At 64.6% G+C, this 17,959-nt stretch carries 20 protein-coding genes; 7 read left to right on the forward strand and 13 right to left on the reverse strand.

The annotated features are described in order from the left end of the window. Window positions 1–114 precede the first annotated feature (114 nt). The 4 genes from XH80_RS13290 to XH80_RS13305 are packed head-to-tail and all read right to left on the reverse strand — an operon-like array spanning window position 115 to window position 4,605. Window positions 115–1,212: a nickel/cobalt transporter gene (locus XH80_RS13290; RefSeq protein WP_271598958.1), complete on the reverse strand. Its 1,098-nt coding sequence runs from the start codon at window positions 1,210–1,212 to the stop codon at window positions 115–117. Next, on the reverse strand, window positions 1,209–1,841 hold the full coding sequence (locus XH80_RS13295; protein WP_271599062.1) for a DUF1007 family protein: 633 nt from the start codon (window positions 1,839–1,841) through the stop codon (window positions 1,209–1,211). The genes XH80_RS13290 and XH80_RS13295 overlap by 4 nt, the downstream gene beginning before the upstream one ends. Window positions 1,842–1,864: 23 nt before the next feature. Further along, entirely contained in the window at window positions 1,865–2,527 is a 663-nt protein-coding gene (locus XH80_RS13300) for a DUF1007 family protein (RefSeq protein WP_271599063.1), read from the reverse strand. Then, window positions 2,527–4,605: a M3 family metallopeptidase gene (locus XH80_RS13305; protein ID WP_271598959.1), complete on the reverse strand. Its 2,079-nt coding sequence runs from the start codon at window positions 4,603–4,605 to the stop codon at window positions 2,527–2,529. Before XH80_RS13305 ends, XH80_RS13300 begins: the two co-directional genes overlap by 1 nt. A 136-nt stretch (window positions 4,606–4,741) precedes the next feature. Between XH80_RS13305 and XH80_RS13310 the strand changes: the two genes are divergently transcribed. From XH80_RS13310 to XH80_RS13330, 5 genes are all read left to right on the forward strand, one after another. Beyond that, on the forward strand, window positions 4,742–4,996 hold the full coding sequence (locus tag XH80_RS13310; protein ID WP_057752820.1) for a hypothetical protein: 255 nt from the start codon (window positions 4,742–4,744) through the stop codon (window positions 4,994–4,996). Window positions 4,997–5,671: 675 nt separating this feature from the next. Beyond that, complete coding sequence (locus XH80_RS13315) at window positions 5,672–6,814, forward strand: type III PLP-dependent enzyme (protein WP_057752824.1); 1,143 nt, start codon at window positions 5,672–5,674, stop codon at window positions 6,812–6,814. A gap of 129 nt (window positions 6,815–6,943) precedes the next feature. Next, window positions 6,944–7,531 carry a GNAT family N-acetyltransferase gene (locus XH80_RS13320; protein ID WP_271598960.1) on the forward strand — a complete coding sequence of 196 codons (588 nt, stop codon included), beginning with the start codon at window positions 6,944–6,946 and terminating at the stop codon, window positions 7,529–7,531. Window positions 7,532–7,678: 147 nt separating this feature from the next. After that, a complete protein-coding gene (locus XH80_RS13325) occupies window positions 7,679–8,068 on the forward strand; it encodes a RidA family protein (RefSeq protein WP_271598961.1) in 390 nt (129 codons plus the stop codon). Window positions 8,069–8,125: 57 nt separating this feature from the next. Then, the gene (locus tag XH80_RS13330) at window positions 8,126–9,568 is read left to right on the forward strand and encodes a homospermidine synthase (RefSeq protein ID WP_271598962.1); all 1,443 of its coding nucleotides are present in this window, start codon (window positions 8,126–8,128) and stop codon (window positions 9,566–9,568) included. 96 nt (window positions 9,569–9,664) lie between these two features. On the opposite strand, the gene XH80_RS13335 is transcribed toward XH80_RS13330, so the two are convergent. From XH80_RS13335 to XH80_RS13375, 9 genes are all read right to left on the reverse strand, one after another. Then, window positions 9,665–10,006, reverse strand: a complete 342-nt coding sequence (locus XH80_RS13335) for a hypothetical protein (RefSeq protein WP_271599064.1) — start codon at window positions 10,004–10,006, stop codon at window positions 9,665–9,667. A 78-nt stretch (window positions 10,007–10,084) separates the two neighbouring features. Then, a complete protein-coding gene (locus XH80_RS13340) occupies window positions 10,085–10,801 on the reverse strand; it encodes an MgtC/SapB family protein (protein WP_271598963.1) in 717 nt (238 codons plus the stop codon). A gap of 122 nt (window positions 10,802–10,923) precedes the next feature. Continuing rightward, window positions 10,924–11,943 carry a WD40 repeat domain-containing protein gene (locus XH80_RS13345; RefSeq protein WP_271599065.1) on the reverse strand — a complete coding sequence of 340 codons (1,020 nt, stop codon included), beginning with the start codon at window positions 11,941–11,943 and terminating at the stop codon, window positions 10,924–10,926. Continuing rightward, on the reverse strand, window positions 11,943–12,992 hold the full coding sequence (locus XH80_RS13350) for a CobW family GTP-binding protein (RefSeq protein WP_271598964.1): 1,050 nt from the start codon (window positions 12,990–12,992) through the stop codon (window positions 11,943–11,945). Before XH80_RS13350 ends, XH80_RS13345 begins: the two co-directional genes overlap by 1 nt. Window positions 12,993–13,057: 65 nt before the next feature. Then, window positions 13,058–13,921, reverse strand: coding sequence for a metal ABC transporter substrate-binding protein (locus XH80_RS13355; protein ID WP_271598965.1), 864 nt, complete (start codon window positions 13,919–13,921; stop codon window positions 13,058–13,060). A gap of 2 nt (window positions 13,922–13,923) precedes the next feature. Beyond that, on the reverse strand, window positions 13,924–14,793 hold the full coding sequence (locus XH80_RS13360) for a metal ABC transporter permease (RefSeq protein ID WP_271598966.1): 870 nt from the start codon (window positions 14,791–14,793) through the stop codon (window positions 13,924–13,926). 6 nt (window positions 14,794–14,799) lie between these two features. Beyond that, window positions 14,800–15,555 (reverse strand): metal ABC transporter ATP-binding protein, encoded by a 756-nt coding sequence (locus tag XH80_RS13365; protein ID WP_057752844.1) that lies wholly within the window; start codon window positions 15,553–15,555, stop codon window positions 14,800–14,802. A 2-nt stretch (window positions 15,556–15,557) separates the two neighbouring features. Continuing rightward, entirely contained in the window at window positions 15,558–15,803 is a 246-nt protein-coding gene (locus XH80_RS13370; protein WP_271598967.1) for a hypothetical protein, read from the reverse strand. Between the two features lie 217 nt (window positions 15,804–16,020). Further along, window positions 16,021–16,617, reverse strand: coding sequence for a superoxide dismutase (locus XH80_RS13375; protein WP_271598968.1), 597 nt, complete (start codon window positions 16,615–16,617; stop codon window positions 16,021–16,023). 234 nt (window positions 16,618–16,851) lie between these two features. Here XH80_RS13375 and XH80_RS13380 point away from each other — a divergent pair, with 234 nt between their 5' ends. Together XH80_RS13380 and XH80_RS13385 are read left to right on the forward strand one after the other, a co-directional pair. Beyond that, window positions 16,852–17,379, forward strand: coding sequence for a GNAT family N-acetyltransferase (locus XH80_RS13380; RefSeq protein ID WP_271598969.1), 528 nt, complete (start codon window positions 16,852–16,854; stop codon window positions 17,377–17,379). A gap of 103 nt (window positions 17,380–17,482) precedes the next feature. Then, window positions 17,483–17,923, forward strand: a complete 441-nt coding sequence (locus XH80_RS13385) for a DUF2147 domain-containing protein (RefSeq protein ID WP_057752852.1) — start codon at window positions 17,483–17,485, stop codon at window positions 17,921–17,923. The last annotated feature ends 36 nt before the right edge of the window (window positions 17,924–17,959 follow it).

Raw genomic sequence — 17,959 nt, forward strand, 5'->3', positions numbered from 1 at the left:
GCGGGGTGAGCCTCGAAGGATGGACGGCCCCGATGCAGCCGGGCCGTCGCCCTTCGAGGGCCGCTGAAGAAGCGGCCACCTCAGGGTGACGGGATTAAGTGATCGCGGCTTGGCTCAAAAGCACGTCGTCCGCTCGGCCGCGATGTAGCCGAACAGCAGCCCCGCCCCGAACAGTAGCACCAGAGCCGCGGCGCCGAATTCGATGCCGCGCATGAACAGCGCGCCTCCACCGTCGCGGCCCGCGCTGAGGCGGCCGGCGATGTCCTTGGCCGAGACGGCGACCACGGCGATGGCCGCGACCGTGATCGCGGTGCCCAGCCCCATCAGGAAGGTCGCGGCAATACCGGCCCAGAACAAACCCTGGGCGAGTGCGAAGACCAGCACCAGGATCGCGCCCGAGCAGGGGCGGATGCCGACGGTCAGGATCGCGGCGAACCCGCGCCGCCAGCCGCCGGGACCGGCGAGCTCGCTCGGGGTCGGGCCATGGGAATGGCCGCAATGCTCTTCATGGACGTGGTCGTGCCCGTGGTGGTGAGGGGCGTGTGCGTGATCGTGGTGATGGTGATCATGGTCATGATGGTGATGACCGTGATCATGATGGTCATGCGGCACGCCCGCCATGGCCGGCACCGGCTGCGTCACCTGGAGCGCGCGGATGAAGGTGCCGCCCTTGGTCCAGACCAGGCGCAGGCCGAACAGCGCGATCAAGGCGTAGCTTGCAATCTCGATCGCCCCTTCCGCCTTGCACATGGTCCTGGCAGTGGCGTTCAGGATCCAGGCCGAGATGCCGACGATCAGGATCGCCACCAGCGACTGCATCAGCGCTGAGGCGAACGACAGCGCGATGCCGCGCCGCGCGGTCTCGCGGTTGGCGACGAGATAGGAGGCGATCACCGCCTTGCCGTGGCCGGGGCCGGCAGCATGGAAGATGCCGTAGGCAAAGGAGATGAAGAGCAGCGTCCACAGCGCCGAGCCGTCGGATTTGGCAGCGCGGATGGTCGACGACATCTGGCGATAGAATTCCGACTGTTTTGCCAGCAGCCAGCCGATCAGGCCACTGGCCTCGGGCTGCGCCGCTGGCGACTGCTTCGGCGCGCCGAACGGATTTTGCGCCAGGACATGGTGAAGCGCGGCATCCGCCACGCCGACGGCGAGGAGAACGGCGGCGCAAGCGATGAGCCCGCGCGCAACGGACGAAAGTTTCGGCTTCACGGACAATCCACCGTGATCTTGTTGGCGAACATCATGCCGAAATTGGCATTCGGGCCGTCCATGAAAGTCTGCTCGTTGAGCTTCTGCGCGGTCGCGGTGCCGTCGCTCGGACGATCGAGCTTCATCTGGCAGCCTGATGGCGCGCCGACCAGCTTGACGGGATTATCCTTGGCCATCTGGAAATCGATGAAGAAGGAGCGGTCGAACACTTCCAGCACGAGCTGTTTGGGCTTGAGCGGCGTCTTCAGCGGCAGCGTGAAGTGCAGGGTCAGCACAGTGTCCTTGTAGTCCAGATAATAGTCGACCGGCTCGCCAAAGCGCTCCTTCTTGCCGTCGGCCTTGGCGAAGGTGAAGTAGGCGTATTCCTTCAGCGACTCGACATTGGTCTGCGCCAGCGGCCCGAGCTCCTCGCGCGTATAGGCGCCCTTCTTCTTGCTCTCGAGCCCTTGCACCGCATAGGCCGAGAACATGTCATCAAACGTCCAGGCGTGACGCACGCCGGTGATGCTGCCGTCCTCGGCGTAGAGCAGCTCGCTTGAAGCGGTGATCCAGACGTGCGGATGCGCGCTCGCCGGACCCGATGCAAGCAGCAGGCCGGCAGCGAGCAGCCATCCGAGCAGTCGGCGCATCGGAGGTGTCCAAACCGACAGGATCATGGGCACTCCACCAAGATCGGGACGAGGAACAACAGCCCGACAGCGGCATTCGCACCGCCCTCCCTGAAGGTATCCTCGCTCGCTTCCTGGACCAGCTCGCGGTCCCGGTCGTTGCCGATGGACCGCGCCTGCCATGAATGCCCGAGCCATATCTCACAACCAGCAGGCGCGCCAACGAGTTTAAGCGGATGCTCCTTTGCCAATCGAAAATCGATGAAAAAGGAACGATCATAAATAGCCAGACGAACAGTCTTCGCCTTCACAGGCGTTTGCAGCGGTAGCGTGAAATGTAGAGTGAGGTGGTCATCCTCGTAATCGAAGAAGTAATCGACTGGCTCAGCAAACGGAAGCCTCTCGCGTACACTCAAGAAAGTGAAGTAGGCGTTGTGCTTCAGTGATTCGACTTGGGTCTTCGCCAACGGCGCCAGCTCCTCGCGGGTATAGGTGCCCTTGGACTTCTCCTGAAGCCCCTGCACAGCATTGGCCGAGAATGCGTCGTCAAACGTCCAGGCGTGACGCACGCCGGTGATGCTGCCGTCCTCGGCGTAGAGCAGCTCGCTTGAAGCGGTGATCCAGACGTGCGGATGCGCGCTCGCCGGACCCGATGCAAGCAGCAGGCCGGCGGCGAGCAGCCATCCCAGCAGCACGCGCATGTCGATCAAGCCGCCTTGTCGTCGAGCAGGCCGCGGCGGCGGAGCAGCGCGTCGGGCTCAGGCGGGCGGCCGCGGAACGCCTCATAGGCCGCTTCCGGATCGACCGACCCGCCGCTCGAATAGATGTTGTCGTGGAGGCGCCTGGCCACCGCGGGATCGAAGATGTTGCCGGCTTCCTCGAACGCCCCGAAGGCATCGGCGTCCATGACCTCTGACCACATGTAGCTGTAATAGCCGGCAGCATAGTGGTCGCCCGTGAAGATGTGGCCGAACTGGGTCGGCCGGTGCCGCATCGAGATTTCCTCGGGCATGCCGATCTTCTCCAGCTCGCGTTTCTCGAAGGCGCGGACATCCTGCGCGGCGGCGGCGGGCTGGGAGTGGAACTCGAGATCGACCAGCGCCGAGGAGACGAATTCGACCGTGGCAAAGCCCTGGTTGAATTTTCGCGCGGCGAGGAAGCGCTTGAGCAAATCGTCCGGCAGCGGCTCGCCGGTCTGGTAGTGCCGGGCGAACTGCTGCAGCACCTCGGGCCGCTCCTGCCAATGCTCATAGAGCTGCGACGGCAGCTCGACGAAGTCGGTGAAGACCGACGTGCCCGACAGCGAGGGATAGGTCACGTTGGAGAGCATGCCGTGCAGGCCGTGGCCGAACTCGTGGAACAGGGTGCGGGCATCGTCGGGCGACAGCAGCGAGGGCTCGCCGCCTGTGCCCTTGGCAAAATTGCAGACATTGATGACGAGCGGCGCGATCTCGCCGTCGAGCTTCTGCTGGTCGCGCAGCGAGGTCATCCAGGCGCCGGAGCGCTTGGACGGCCGGGCGAAGTAGTCGCCGTAGAACAGCGCCTTGTGCTTGCCGTCGGGGCCCTTGACCTCCCAGACCCGGACGTCGGGATGCCAGACCGGGACGTCCTTGCGCTCCTCGAAGGTGATGCCGAACAGGCGCGTGGCGCAGTCGAAGGCTGCGGCGATCATGTGGTCGAGCGTCAGATAGGGCTTGATCGCGGCGTCGTCGAAATTGGCGCGCTGGAGGCGGAGCTTCTCGGCATAGAAACGCCAGTCCCAGGGCGCGAGCTTGAAATTGCCGCCCTCCTCCGTGATCAGCGCCTGCATCTCATCGCGGTCGGCGAGTGCCCGGGCGCGGGCCGGCTTCCAGACCCGCTCCAGGAGGCCGCGCACCGCGTCGGGCGTCTTGGCCATGGAATCCTCGAGCCGGTAGGCGGCGTAGGTCGGATAGCCCAGGAGCCTGGCGGTCTCCTCGCGCAGCTTCAGGATCTCGCCGATGGTCGCGTTGTTGTCGTTGGAATTGCCGTTGTCGCCGCGCGCGATAAAGGCCTTGTAGACCTTCTCGCGCAGGTCTCGCCGGCCTGAGCTCTTCAGGAACGTCTCGACCGAGGAGCGCGACAGCGTGACGATGGCCTTGCCTGCCATGCCGCGATCTTCCGCCGCCGCCTTGGCGCCGGCGATGAAGCTCTCGGGCAGGCCCTGGCGGTCGGCCTCCCCTAACTCCATGAACCAGTCCTGCTCGTCGCCGAGCAGGTGATGGCTGAAGCCGGTCGCGAGCTGGGCCAGCTTCTCGTTGATCTCGGCCATGCGCGTCTTGGCCTCGTCGGACAGGCCGGCGCCGGACCGGTGGAAGCGGGTATAGGTGCGCTCCAAGAGGCGGAGCTGCTCCGGTGTCAGACCGAGACTGCCGCGGTTCTCGTGCAGCTGGGCGATGCGGCCAAACAGCACGGCGTTCATCATGATCGGATTCCAGTGCCGCGCCATCCGCAAGGAGACCTCCTTGTCGATCTCGAGGATGGCCGGGTTGGAATGCGCCGAGACCAGGTCGTAGAAGACCGAGGCGACCTTGCTGAGCAGCTTGCCGGAGCGTTCCAGCGCCGTGATGGTGTTGGCGAAGTCGGGCGCAGCCGGATCATTGGTGATGGCCGCGATCTCGGCGGAGTGATCGGCGAAGGCCTGCTCGAAGGCCGGCAGGAAGTGCTCCGGCACGATCTCGTTGAAGGGCGGGGTCGCAAACGGCGTCACCCAGGCCTTCAGTAGCGGATTGGTCTCGGCGTCCGTGGTTTGGCGGGGGTCTGACATCGCAAGTCCCGTTTTTTGAGGCGATTTGTTGGGGCCAGCTATAGCACGCGATGGGGCTTTTTTGGGCCATTTGGCCTTGCTCCCGCCCGGCTTTTCGGGGAGATTGCGGCCCTCGAAACCACGGACCTCAACGCCCATGAACGCGCCCTCCTCGTCGTCCCGTCAGATCGTCTGGCCGAGCGTCATCACCGTCATCAGCGCCGCCATCCTGATTGGCGCCGAGGTGTTCGGCGCCGCGTTTGCCGGCGGCTGGGCGCTCGCCATTCTGATCGGGCTCGGTGACCAGGGCGCGCACATCCTTCAGGCCGTGCTGTTCGCACTCGGCGTGCTAGTCATGACCGCCTTCATCCGCGCAGCTCAGCGCGTCGAGCCGTTCTTCAAGCGCCGCTGAGTCGTCTTGCGCGACGCAGTCACGCGCGCGACACCAAAAACTTAACGCACGTTCATCTTCCGCGTCGCTCGCGCAACACCGCGCAAGCAGATGTTAGGCAATTCTGTTCTCAGCCTAAAAAAATTCTTGCGAAGCCGAGTCAAAACCCTTATGTGCGTTTTTGCCCAATTTCGCACGTGCCTGTGGTCGTGTGTCAGTCGGTAGGTATCCGGACAAGAGGCCGGACAGCCGCCAAGGGGTGAAGAAGCCGAGGGGCTCTTCGGAAGTGCAGAAGTCGAGGACTGAAAAGTCGAACGACTGACGGCAAACCCGGAGCGCCCAGCATCTCTCTCAAAGAGATGCCTTGTCGAAGGTGACTTCGCTCTTTGCAACCGTGACTGGCAGCCGGAGGCGAACCGGCGCACCCCGCTCTCAACGGGGGACGCGACTTAAAGCAACGACGGATCGGGCTTTTTTGGTCTCTACCGGCATTCCACCGCCGGCGCGGGCTACTGAAAAGGCTTGTCCTTCATTGCCAGGTGAGCGGGCGGGAGACTCTCCCAACCAATCCACGGCAGCACAGTCTGGTTTGAGTCTTTTGGCTTCAGCGCGCCTCCATCGCGCGATGTGGCCGAAGCACTCTTATCCGACGTCACGTTGATGCGGATCCTGTCGCTGGGACCGTTGGAGAGTGCCATGACCGAACGAATCCAGGAATTCCTGCGTAACCGCCGCAAGGAAGGTCTCGACACCGAGCCGTGCCTCGTCGTCGACCTTGAGGTCGTGCGCGACAACTACCAGAGCTTCGCCAAGGCGCTGCCCGACAGCCGCGTGTTCTACGCCGTCAAGGCGAACCCGGCGCCGGAAGTGTTGTCGCTGCTGGCTTCCATGGGCTCCTGCTTCGACACCGCGACCGTCGCCGAGATCGAGATGGCGCTGGCCGCCGGCGCGACGCCCGACCGCATCTCCTTCGGCAACACGATCAAGAAGGAGCGCGACATCGCGCGCGCCTTCGCGCTCGGCATTCGCCTGTTCGCGGTGGACTGCGTTCCCGAGGTCGAGAAGATCGCCCGCGCCGCTCCCGGCGCCAAGGTGTTCTGCCGCATCCTCTATGACTGCGCCGGCGCCGAATGGCCGCTGTCGCGCAAGTTCGGCTGCGACCCGGAGATGGCGGTCGAGGTGCTCGACGCCGCCAAGCGTCTGGGCCTCGAGCCGTGCGGCATCTCGTTCCATGTCGGATCACAGCAGCGCAAGGTGAAGGCGTGGGACCGCGCGCTGGCAATGGCCTCGCAGGTGTTCCGCGACTGCGCCGAGCGCGGCATCAACCTCTCCATGGTCAACATGGGGGGCGGCTTTCCGACCAAGTACCTGAAGGACGTGCCGCCGGTCGTCACCTACGGCCGCTCGATCTTCCGCGCGCTGCGCAAGCACTTCGGCAACCAGATTCCGGAGACCATCATCGAGCCGGGCCGCGGCATGGTGGGCAACGCCGGCATCATCGAATCCGAAGTCGTGCTCATCTCGAAGAAGAGCGACGAGGACGAGGTGCGCTGGGTGTACCTGGACATCGGCAAGTTCGGTGGTCTCGCCGAGACCATGGACGAGTCGATCCGCTACGCCATCCGCACCCCGCATGACGGCGCGGACATGACCCCGTGCGTGCTCGCCGGCCCCACCTGCGACAGCGCCGACGTGCTGTACGAGAAGACCCCGTATCCGCTTCCCGTCACGCTCGAGATCGGCGACAAGCTGCTGATCGAAGGCACCGGGGCCTATACGTCGACCTACTCGGCGGTGGCGTTCAACGGCATCCCGCCGCTGAAGACGTACCACATCTAAGCGCCTCGCTGCTCCGAGGCACGACGAACCCGGGAGCCGGCTTGCCGGCTCCTTACCCGACATTGCCATTCTGACGACGCTTGAGCTCGCGTGCCTTGGTGCGCGGCTCCAAGCGGGGACTGACGCGCCATGACTGCTTTTCGGAAGCCACAAGTCGCCCTCACCTCGAAAGCCGCTCCGTTCGCGATCCGAAGCGAGCGGGCTGTCGACGTCGCCGCCCGTGAAGCGCTGCTGGATGCCTGCTTTGGCGAGGATCGCCATGACCGCACCTGCCAGCGCCTGCGCGACGGACGCGCACCTGCCGCCGGCCTCGCGCTGGCCGCCGTGCGTGAGGGAAAGCTCGTGGGAACCGTGCGGTTGTGGCACGTCAGCGCCGCAGGCAGGCCCGCTCTGGTCCTCGGACCGCTGGCGGTGGACCCTGCCTGCCGCGAGCTCGGGATCGGCGCCGCGCTGATGCAACAAGCGCTGGCCGCCGCCCGGGCGCGCGGGCATGACGCCGTGATTCTGCTCGGCGATGCGCCCTACTACGCCCGTTTCGGCTTCTCGGCCGAGAAGACCGGCGCGCTGCTGCTGCCCGGCCCGTTCGAGCGCGACCGTCTGCTCGCGATCGAGTTCACCGACGGTGTGCTTGATGGCGCCGAAGGGATGATCGTCCCGACCGGCGCGGCCCTTCCCAAACGGAGGGTAGTTCGCGCCCTCCAGGCGCGCGCGGCGTAAGGACTTGCCATGATGGCGACGACCGGAGCCGCACTGGGTGGCTTCGCCCGACCGCGTCTCCGTTAAGCTCACGTCCTTTGGGGTTGCGCGGGCCCGGAAATTGCCCATAAACCCACGAAATTCTCCCCTTCAGTCGAGGCCGAATCCATGCCCCGTCGCCTGATTTCCACCGGCTCCCCCCTCGAAAAGAGCGTCGGCTACAGCCGCGCCGTGATCGACGGCGAGTTCGCCTTCGTCGCGGGAACCACCGGCTATGACTACACGACGATGACGATGCCCTCCGATGTCACGAGCCAGTCACGCAACTGCTTCAAGACCATCGAAGCGGCCCTGAAGGAGGGCGGCTTCGAGATGGCCGACATCGTCCGTGCGACCTACTACGTCACCGACGCCGGCTACATCGATGCCCACTTCGCCGTCTGCGGCGAGGTTCTCGGCGACATCAGGCCGGCAGCGACCTTGCTGGTCGTCAGCGCCCTCGCCAAGCCCGAGATGAAGGTCGAGATCGAAGTCACCGCCAAGCGCCGCAGCGTCTGACAAGCGCCGCGCCTGATCCACTCACCAGATGTCCGCCAGCACGTTCCGGAGAAACTTATGAGCCCTCCCTCGCAGATCTACGCGAAGATCACCGGTCCCATCGTCATGGTCGGCTTCGGCTCCATCGGCAAGGGCACCTTGCCGCTGATCGAGCGGCACCTCGATTACGACAAGTCGCGCGTCACCGTGATCGATCCCAAGGATGAGGGCCGCAGGGCGCATTGCGAGAAGCACAATGTGCGCTTCATCCAGAAGGCCGTGACCAAGGACAATTATCGCGAATTGCTGACCCCGCTGCTGACCGAAGGCGGCGGCCAGGGCTTTTGCGTCAACCTGTCGGTCGACACCGGCTCGACCGATATCATGGAGCTCTGCAACGAGCTCGGCGCGCTCTATATCGACACCGTCAACGAGCCCTGGCTCGGCTTCTATTTCGACGCGTCCAAGGGCCCCGAGGCCCGCTCCAACTACGCGCTGCGCGAGGTGACGCTGGCCGCCAAGCGGGCGCGCCCCGCCGGCTCGACCACGGCCGTGTCCTGCTGCGGCGCCAATCCCGGCATGGTCTCCTTCTTCGTCAAGCAGGCGCTGCTCAACGTCGCCGCCGACCTGAAGCTCAATGCGCCGAAGCCGAAGACCAAGGCCGAATGGGCCGACCTGATGCGGCAGGCCGGCATCAAGGGCATTCACATCGCCGAGCGCGACACCCAGCGCGCCAAGAAGCCGAAAGAGCCTGACGTCTTCGTCAACACCTGGTCGGTGGAAGGCTTCCTGTCGGAGGGCATGCAGCCGTCCGAGCTCGGCTGGGGCACCCATGAGAAGTGGATGCCCGAGAATGCGCATACCCACGAGGCCGGCTGCGGCGCCGCCATCTATCTGATGCAGCCCGGTGCCAACACGCGCGTGCGCACCTGGTGCCCGACCCGCGGCGCGCAATACGGCTTCCTCGTCACCCACAACGAGTCGATCTCGATCGCCGATTACTTCACGGTGCGGGACGCATCGGGCAAGGCGATCTACCGGCCGACCTGCCACTACGCCTATCATCCGGCCGACGACGCCGTGCTGTCGCTGCATGAGCTGTTCGGCCGCGCCGGCAAGATGCAGGAGAAGCACCACATCCTCGAAGAGGACGAAATCGTCGACGGCATCGACGAACTCGGCGTGCTGTTGTTCGGCCACGACAAGAACGCGTACTGGTACGGCTCGCAGCTCTCGATCGAAGAGACCCGGGAGCTTGCCCCCTATCAGAACGCCACCGCGCTGCAGGTGACCTCCGCCGTGCTCGGCGGCATGGTGTGGGCGCTGGAGAATCCGAACGAAGGCATCGTCGAAGCCGACGAGATTGATTTCGATCGCCTCCTGGAGATCCAGCTGCCGTATCTCGGCCCGGTGAAGGGTTTTTACACCGACTGGACGCCGCTGACGGATCGGCCGGGCCTGTTCCCTGAGGACATCGACACCAGCGATCCCTGGCAGTTCAAGAACATTCTGGTGCGGTGAGCGGGCTCGCTGACAAAACAGCGAAAACAACCCCATGCACAGTAGACCGCGCAATGGCAGGCCATTGCGCGCCTGCGGCAAAAACGCGTGCGCTGTCTACTGCTTATCCTTGATCGGCGGCGCGATCTTCTCGGCCGGGGCCGGCGGCAGCGCGGGCTTGGCGGCTCCCGCCGCGCCCTGTGTCTGCGGCTCGGGGCGCGCGGGCTCGGGCGCTGGCGTGGTCGGCCGGTCGCCGCCGGGTTTTGCCTCTGCGGGCGTCTTGGTCTGGTCGTCGGAAGGCGTGCCCTGAAGCGGCTGGGTGGCCTGCGCCAGATCCATCCGGCTTTGGGCGCGGATTTGCGCCAGCGACATCACGGACACCAAGACACCCGCTGCGAACAGCGTGCAGGCGATTGTGAGGTCGAGCTTCAGGTTTCGCTTGTTGTTCTGGCCGGTCATGTCGATCACCGCCTTTGTCCACGGGATCAACGAAACTGGAGCCGGCGGGTTCCGCGCTGGGAGAGGCGGGAACCGGGCTCAATCCGTCGTGCTGACTTCCCAGGTGGCGTGACGGACGCCGGGCAGGTGCTGGAGCTCGGTTGCCACCGCATTGAGCTCGTTCGGATCGACCGCGGTCGCGACCAGCTCGGCGACGATCTCGATGAGATCGTCGCCGGTCTCGACAACCTCGACGTCGGCGACGGGATATTTGGCATCCTCGAGCTTGTCGACGAGCCGGTCGCGCATGTCAGGCAGGGCATCCATCGCAACCGCGAGCTTGAAATAATAGGTCGCCTCGAGCGCCTTCGCGTTCAGCGGAATGCGGTTGATGGCATTGACCAGCGGACGCAGCATCGTGTTGCCGGCGATGACGAAGACGGTGAGCGCCGCGGCCTGTGCGACCATGTCGGCGCCGGCGCAGGAGCCGACAGCGGCCGAGGACCACAGCGTCGCCGCGGTGTTGAGCCCACGCACGTCCATGCCCTGCTTCATGATGACGCCGGCGCCGAGGAAGCCGATGCCGGAGACGACGTAAGAGATGACTCGCACCGCGCCCTCGGCACCGTCCAGATGCATGGCGAGATCAACGAAGGCCGCAGCGCCGACCGCGACGAGGACATTGGTCCGCAGGCCAGCCGTGCGCTGACGATATTGCCGCTCGGCGCCGATCAGTGTGCCGAGCACGAAGGCCGTGAACAGGCTGACCAGCGTGTCCGCGAAGTCGGCGAGCTGGAAGGTCGTCAGAAAGCGCATGAATGTGAACTGCCGTAGGGTGGGCAAAGCGAAGCGTGCCCACGGCCTCCCTCAAACCAAAAAAGATCGTGGGCACGGCGCAAGAGCGCCTTTGCCCACCCTACGGCTTGAACCATGACAGATTAAAGCGCCAGCAACCCGCCGTCCCCATTTTCGTCGGCGAAGGCGAGCAGCGTGCCCTTGGCGTTCCAGGCAAGCCCGGCCACTGGCGGCGTGCCGTTGCGGCGGACCAGGATCTCGGCGCCGTCTTCCATCCGCACCATGAGTATGGTGCCGTCGCTGTAGCCGGCCGCCAGGATGTCGTTCCTGGGATGGCAGGCGACGACCGCGACGCGCGCCTGCAATGGCGCGAGCATCGCGGGCTCCTTGCCCATCGGGCCGTCCTTGCTGGCGAACGGCCAGATGATGACGGTGTCGGCGCCCGAGGTCGCGAGACCCTTGCCGCCGGCGCTCCAGGACATCGAGCGGACGCGGCCGGGATAGCCGGTCATGCGCATGTGCCTGTTGTCGGCCAGCCGCCAGCCATGCAGCGCCGCCTCATGCATCGAAGTGACCAGGAACTTGTTGTCCGGGCTGAAGGTGACGCCGAGATGCGAGCCGGCCCAGGGCAGGAATTCGGCCGAACCTTCCATGTTCGGGAACCACAGCGTGGCGCCATTGTAATGCGCGATCGCGAGCCGCAGGCCTTTCGGGGCGAAGGCGAGACCGCCCACGGTCGAGGGCACGTCGAGCGACTTTTCCTCGGCCTTGCCGCTTCTAACGGTCGCCGTCTTGCCGGCCGACCAGGCAAAGGCACCATCAGGATGCAGCGCCACTGCATCGATCCAGCGCCGCTTCGGATCGGTGGCGAGCAGCGTCACCTCGCCCTTGGCGTCGAGCGCGACGACCTTGCCGTCGTCGCCGCCCATGATGAGACGCTTGCCGTCGGAGGCGGCCGAGAGAATGCCGCCGCTGTGCACGGCAACCTTGGTGACTTCGCCCTTGTCGTCGACGAACGCAACGTTCTCCTCGCCACCGACGAAGGCGGCGCGGGGACCAAGGAAGTGCACGGAGGTCACGCCCATGCCGAGCGTCACAGGCTTGACGCGGTCGGTGACGGAGACGATCGAGGCGGAATCGGGAGGCGGCGTAAACTCTTTCATCACGAAACGATGCAGCTCTCGAAACCTTCGCGAATGGCCTTCTCCGGCAATTCGCGGCCGATGAAGACGAGGCGGCTTTCGCGCTTCTCGCCGTCCTTCCACTTCCGCTGGTGGTCGCCCTCCAGCATCATGTGGACGCCCTGGAAGACGTAGCGGTCGTCGTCATCGTGGAAGGCGAGGATGCCCTTGGAGCGCAGGATCTTGCCGCCCTCGACCTGAACCAGGTTCTGCAGCCAGGGCATGAACACGTTCGGATCGAGCGGCTTGTCGGTCTTGAGCGACAGCGACTGCATGTCCTCGTCGTGATAGTGCTTCAGGCCGTGGCCGTGATCATGGTGGTGATGGTCGTGGCCGTGATGATGGTGATGATCATGGTCGTGGTCATGATCATCGGCCTCGAGGAAATCAGGCTCGATGTCGAGGATGCGGTCGAGGTCGAAGGCGCCGCGATCGAGCACGTCCGCCAGCGCGACCGAGCAGCGCTCGGTACGGTGGAGCTTCGCATAGGGGTTGATGCCGCGGATGCGGGCCTCGACTTCGGCGAGCTCGCCCTTGGTGACGAGATCGGTCTTGTTCAGCACGATGACGTCGGCGAAGGCGATCTGGTTCTTGGCCTCGGGCGCGTCCTTGAGCCGATCGGACAGCCATTTGGCGTCGGCGACGGTAACCACCGCATCGAGGCGCGCGTTCTTCTGCACGTCCTCGTCGACGAAGAAGGTCTGGGCGACCGGCGCCGGATCGGCAAGGCCGGTGGTCTCGACGATGATGGCGTCGAACTTTCCCTTGCGCTTCATCAAGCCGTCCATGATGCGGACGAGGTCGCCGCGCACGGTGCAGCAGATGCAGCCATTGTTCATCTCGAACACTTCCTCATCGGCACCGATGATGAGGTCGTTGTCGATGCCGATCTCGCCGAATTCGTTGACGATGACGGCGTATTTCTTGCCGTGGTTCTCCGACAGGATGCGGTTCAAAAGCGTGGTCTTGCCGGCGCCGAGATAGCCGGTCAGCACGGTCACGGGAATTTTGGAGGCGGTCGCTTCAGACATAAGAACTCCGGACGTAGGCTTGTCGCGCGACGCACGGCGGGTCGCCGCGAGGGGTGGCCCCTGCCCTAATGGTCAAGCGCGCTGGTCAGGGCCTTTATATTGTGCCTGACCATGTCAATGTAAGTGGGTGCAGGGCCCTTTTCGCCGGTCAAACCGTCCGAAACCAGGGTCCCACCGACCTTGGCGCCGGTCTCGGCCGCGATCCGGCGGATCAGGCGGTCATCGCTGATATTTTCCAGGAAAACGGCCGGGATTTTTTGGGCCTTGATCTGCCCGATAATGGTGGCGATGTCCCGTGCGCTGGGCTCGGTTTCGGTGGAGACGCCGAGGGGCGCGATGAACTGGATGCCGTATTCGGCGGCGAAATAGCCGAAGGCATCGTGGGTCGAGATCACCTTGCGCCGTTCCGGCGGGATTTTTGCGACGGCCTCGCGGACCTCGCGGTCGAGCGCTTCGAGCTTTTCCAGATAGGCTTTTGCCTGGGCACGGAAGACATCCGCATCGTCAGGGTCGGTGGCAGCCAGCGTGCCTGTGATGTTGGCGACGTAAATCCTGGCATTGGGGATGGACTGCCAGGCATGCGGATCGGCGGCCGAGCCGAGCTTCAATGGTGCGATGCCAGCGCTCGCGGTGACAACCTGCGCCTTGGCCCCTGATGACTGCACAAGACGCGGCAGCCAGCCCTCCAGCCCGAGGCCATTGACGATAACGAGCCGGGCCTCCGCGATGCGCTTCGCATCAGCCGGCGCCGGCGTGTAGACATGCACGTCGCTGTCAGGACCCACCAGCGTCGTCAGGTTGATCTTGTCTCCGCCGATCGTGCGGACGAAATCCGCCAGGATCGAGAAGCTCGCGACGACGTTGAGCCGTTCAGCCGCTTGCAGTGGCGAGGCCATCAGCAGCGATGCCAGAAGCAAAAGGACGCGCATCGTCACGCCTCCAGATGCCGGCCGGGAAACATCTGCCTGACGATGCCGCCGACGCGGCCGAACAGGACCGAGGCGATGTAGATCGCCGTCGCCACCAGGATGATCGCCGGGCCCGAGGGCACGCGGGTCTGGAACGACAGCACGAGGCCGGCATAGCCTGAGACTGCCGCAGCAACCACGGCGATGCAGATCATGACGGTGAGATCGCGCGACCAGAACCGCGCAATGCCGGCCGGCAGGATCATCAAGCCAACGGCGAGAAGCGTGCCGAGCGCCTGAAAGCCGTTGACGAGGTTGACGACGACGAGCGCGAGGAAAGCGAGATGCGCAGGGCCGCCAGCCCGGCTCACGGTGCGCAAAAATAATGGATCGACACTCTCGATCACCAGAGGGCGATAGATCACCGCGAGCACCAGCAGCGTCACAGTGGCGTTGAAGGCGACCACCAGCAGCGTCTGGTCGTCCATCGCCAGGATGTTGCCGAACAAGACATGGAGCAGGTCGATATTGGTGCCCTTGATCGAGACGATGGTGACACCGAGCGCCAGGGAGGCCAGATAGAAGGTCGCAAGCGATGCATCTTCCTTCAGCCCGGTCGAGCGCGCCACCACGCCGGCGAGGATTGCGACGGCAAAACCCGCGATCAGGCCGCCGGCCGTCATCGCGAACAGATTGAGGCCGGAGAGCAGGAAGCCGATTGCGGCGCCGGGCAGAATCGCATGCGCCATGGCATCGCCGACGAGGCTCATCCGCCGCAGCATCAGGAACACGCCGATCGGCGCGCCCGCCAGCGACAGCGCGATGACGGCGGCGAGCGCGCGCCGCATGAACTCGAATTCGGTGAACGGACCGATCAGCGCGTCATAGATCATCTGGAATCACGCCGCCCGCGAGCTGATATCGTCAGCCGCGCAGGCGGTGGCGCTGTCGTCGAAGGCCTCGCACATCCGCATCGCGACCATCAGGTTCTCCGGCGTCAGCACCTCCGCGGTCGGTCCCCAGGCCACGGGGCCGCGCGCCAGCACCAGGGTCTCGCTGAAATGGGTGCGCACCATCTCCATGTCGTGGAGTGCGGCGATCACGGTGCGGCCTTCGTGATGCCAATGCTTCACCAGCGCGAGCAGGTCGGCAATGGTTTTGCTGTCGATGGCGTTGAAGGGCTCGTCGAGCACGATCAGGCGCGCATCCTGGAGCAGCACGCGCGCGAACAGCACGCGCTGCATCTGCCCGCCCGAGAGCGTGCCGATGGGCCGGTTCTCGAAGCCGTTGAGGCCCACCGACGCGATGGCGCGAAGGATCTTTTCGCGCGCAACCCTGCCGATGCCGCCAAACAGGCCGGCCGCGCGCCACAACCCGGTGCTGACGAAATCGAATACCGAGATCGGGAAGCTGCGGTCGATGTCCGCGCTCTGCGGCAGATAGGCGATGTCGCGGGCGTCCAGCCCACCGAGATGGATGCTGCCGTCGAGCGGCCTCAGGATGCCGACGATGCCGCGCAGCAGCGTCGATTTGCCGGCGCCGTTGGGGCCGATCACGGCCACGAGCGCACCTGATGCGACCTCGCCATTGAGATGGTGCACGGCCGGGTGGCGGTCATAGCCGAGCGTGACGTTGCGGAATGCGAGCTGGGCCATGGTCACCTCATCGCCAGGAAGACGATGCCCCAGAGCGCGGCGCAGACGGCCACAGCGGCCGCAAGGCGCCCGGCCATGGTCATGCGCAGGATCGACCAAGGCGCATCCTGGGCCGGATGCGGCGAGGCGGCGTCATGGACATGGGCGTGGGTGTGGTCATGCCCGTGGTCATGGGAGTGGCCGTGAGAGTGGCCAGAATGACCATGGGCGTGGCCGTGATGGTGGGAGTGGGACGCGGCGGGAACCATGCAGAGATGTTATATTATAACATTACAGGTGTCCACCGCAGGGAAGGGCCGACGCAGCAAAAAGGCGACCGCGTAGCGACCGCCTTTCTTGTCATTCCGGGGCGGCGCGTTAGCGCCGAGCTATGGTGCGCAATTGCGCACCTGAGAATCCATCCGGCGTCAATCCGAATGGATAAATGGATTCCGGGCTCGCGCTTCGCGCGCCCCGGAATGACGCTCAGACCTTCTCGAACAGGGACTCGACGTATTCCCAGTTCACGAGGTTCTCGACGAACGCCTTGAGATAGTCCGGACGGCGGTTGCGATAGTCGATGTAGTAGGAGTGCTCCCAGACGTCGCAGCCGAGGATCGGGGTGGCGCCGTGCACCAGCGGGTTTTCGCCGTTCGGAGTCTTGGAGATCTCGAGCTTGCCGTTCTTGACCTGGAGCCAGCACCAGCCCGAGCCGAACTGGCCGACGCCGGCCGCCTGGAAATCGGTCTTGAACTTCTCGAAGCCGCCGAGATCCTCGTCGATCTTCTTCGCGAGCTTGCCCGGCAGCTTGGTGCCGCCGCCATTGGGCTTCATCCAGCTCCAGAAGTGGATGTGGTTGTAGTGCTGGCCGGCATTGTTGAACACCGCAGGGTTCTTGCCGAATGAGCCCTTGACGATCTCCTCAAGGGACTTGCCTTCCCATTCGGTGCCCTTGAGCGCGTTGTTGCCGTTGGTGACGTAAGCCTGATGATGCTTGTCGTGGTGGAATTCCAGCGTCTCCTTCGACATGAACTGGCCGAGGGCGTCATAGGCGTAAGGGAGTGGGGGCAGCGTGAATGTCATGGGTTCTTGTCCGCAACTGGTGGGAACGTGTTCTAACGGTCACCCCTTATAGAAGGTTCCGCCGCTGTTAAATACCGCCAATTTGCGAAATTGCGTGATGCGACGGCTTGGCCGGATTGCATAAAATCAACGCAAGCGACCGCAGCAACGTGACAAGCCGCAAAATATCATTGCCTTTGAGACGCTTATGGGAGAACGAACCAACCACGACGCGAAGATGCGAGAGAGAAGGCGATGAGCATCGAGATCGACATCCTGAACGGCGATGCCTCGTGGAAGACCGCCGAGCCGCTGCATCAGGCGGTCTGGGGCCCGCAACAGCTCGCAGACAAGCCTTGGAGGCACGTCAAATGGGCCAATGCCGATTTGCGCGTGCTGATCGAGACGCCCGAGGACGGGCTCGTCTGCCATGTCGGCATCTACTTCCGCACCGTCACCTGGAATGGGCAGAAGGTGCATGTCGGCGGTATCGGCGGCGTCTGCACGCGTGAGGATCGCCGTAACAGGGGTTATGCGACCATGGCGATCGACGCGGCGGTACATACGATGCGCGCCAATGAGGCCGTGAAGTTCGCGATCCTGTTCTGCGAGCCGCACAACGCCGCGTTCTACCAGGCCCGCAGCTGGCTGCCCTTCAAGGGCGAGGTCTATTGCGAGCAGCCGGAGGGACGAATCCGCTTCGATGTCATGGCGCCCTATGTCTTCAACGTCGTCCGCGCGCCGACGCTCGGCACCATCGACCTGTGCGGCCTGCCCTGGTGACAGATTCGCCGGGGCAAATGCGCGCGGGAATTTGATTCCATCAGGCGTTGCACGATTCGAATTTGCTGCTATGGAGACGCCTCCATTCCGAGGTCCCTCCCCCATGTCCTGCAGATTTGCTGTTCTCACCGTCCTTCTGGCTGCCCTGTCGGGCGCGACAACCGCAATGGCGCAGAGCGCCGAGGCAAGCGGGACCTGGCTCACCCAGGCGGGCGATGCCCGCGTCAAGATCAGCAAATGCGGCGGCGGCATCTGCGGCCACATCGTCTGGCTGCGCGAGCCCACGGACACCGCGACCGGCCAGCCCGCGACCGACAGCAAAAATCCCAATCCCGCGCTCGCCAAGCGATCGATGATCGGACTGCCGCTGTTCTCCGGCATGCAGCCCGCAGGACCGAACAAATGGTCGGGCCAGATCTACAATGCCGACGACGGCAATACCTATGCCAGCAGCGTCACCGTGACGGGAGCAGAGACCTTGCGGGTCGAAGGCTGCGTCGGCGCGCTCTGCGGCGGCGAGACCTGGAGCCGCCTGTCGCGCTAAAGCACGATGAGACTGGGATGAATCAAGCCGCTGCGG

Source organism: Bradyrhizobium sp. CCBAU 45384 (assembly GCF_028128665.1).
GTDB classification, from domain to species: Bacteria; Pseudomonadota; Alphaproteobacteria; order Rhizobiales; family Xanthobacteraceae; genus Bradyrhizobium; species Bradyrhizobium manausense.

What these genes read in the sequence shown, in the direction of transcription:
- XH80_RS13295 (WP_271599062.1), bottom strand. Translation starts at nt 1,841, where the DNA reads ATGCGCCGACTGCTCGGATGGCTGCTCGCTGCCGGCCTGCTGCTTGCA.
- XH80_RS13305 (WP_271598959.1), bottom strand. Translation starts at nt 4,605, where the DNA reads ATGTCAGACCCCCGCCAAACCACGGACGCCGAGACCAATCCGCTACTG.
- XH80_RS13310 (WP_057752820.1), top strand. Translation starts at nt 4,742, where the DNA reads ATGAACGCGCCCTCCTCGTCGTCCCGTCAGATCGTCTGGCCGAGCGTC.
- XH80_RS13315 (WP_057752824.1), top strand. Translation starts at nt 5,672, where the DNA reads ATGACCGAACGAATCCAGGAATTCCTGCGTAACCGCCGCAAGGAAGGT.
- XH80_RS13320 (WP_271598960.1), top strand. Translation starts at nt 6,944, where the DNA reads ATGACTGCTTTTCGGAAGCCACAAGTCGCCCTCACCTCGAAAGCCGCT.
- XH80_RS13325 (WP_271598961.1), top strand. Translation starts at nt 7,679, where the DNA reads ATGCCCCGTCGCCTGATTTCCACCGGCTCCCCCCTCGAAAAGAGCGTC.
- XH80_RS13330 (WP_271598962.1), top strand. Translation starts at nt 8,126, where the DNA reads ATGAGCCCTCCCTCGCAGATCTACGCGAAGATCACCGGTCCCATCGTC.
- XH80_RS13335 (WP_271599064.1), bottom strand. Translation starts at nt 10,006, where the DNA reads ATGACCGGCCAGAACAACAAGCGAAACCTGAAGCTCGACCTCACAATC.
- XH80_RS13340 (WP_271598963.1), bottom strand. Translation starts at nt 10,801, where the DNA reads ATGCGCTTTCTGACGACCTTCCAGCTCGCCGACTTCGCGGACACGCTG.
- XH80_RS13345 (WP_271599065.1), bottom strand. Translation starts at nt 11,943, where the DNA reads ATGAAAGAGTTTACGCCGCCTCCCGATTCCGCCTCGATCGTCTCCGTC.
- XH80_RS13350 (WP_271598964.1), bottom strand. Translation starts at nt 12,992, where the DNA reads ATGTCTGAAGCGACCGCCTCCAAAATTCCCGTGACCGTGCTGACCGGC.
- XH80_RS13355 (WP_271598965.1), bottom strand. Translation starts at nt 13,921, where the DNA reads ATGCGCGTCCTTTTGCTTCTGGCATCGCTGCTGATGGCCTCGCCACTG.
- XH80_RS13360 (WP_271598966.1), bottom strand. Translation starts at nt 14,793, where the DNA reads ATGATCTATGACGCGCTGATCGGTCCGTTCACCGAATTCGAGTTCATG.
- XH80_RS13365 (WP_057752844.1), bottom strand. Translation starts at nt 15,555, where the DNA reads ATGGCCCAGCTCGCATTCCGCAACGTCACGCTCGGCTATGACCGCCAC.
- XH80_RS13370 (WP_271598967.1), bottom strand. Translation starts at nt 15,803, where the DNA reads ATGGTTCCCGCCGCGTCCCACTCCCACCATCACGGCCACGCCCATGGT.
- XH80_RS13375 (WP_271598968.1), bottom strand. Translation starts at nt 16,617, where the DNA reads ATGACATTCACGCTGCCCCCACTCCCTTACGCCTATGACGCCCTCGGC.
- XH80_RS13380 (WP_271598969.1), top strand. Translation starts at nt 16,852, where the DNA reads ATGAGCATCGAGATCGACATCCTGAACGGCGATGCCTCGTGGAAGACC.
- XH80_RS13385 (WP_057752852.1), top strand. Translation starts at nt 17,483, where the DNA reads ATGTCCTGCAGATTTGCTGTTCTCACCGTCCTTCTGGCTGCCCTGTCG.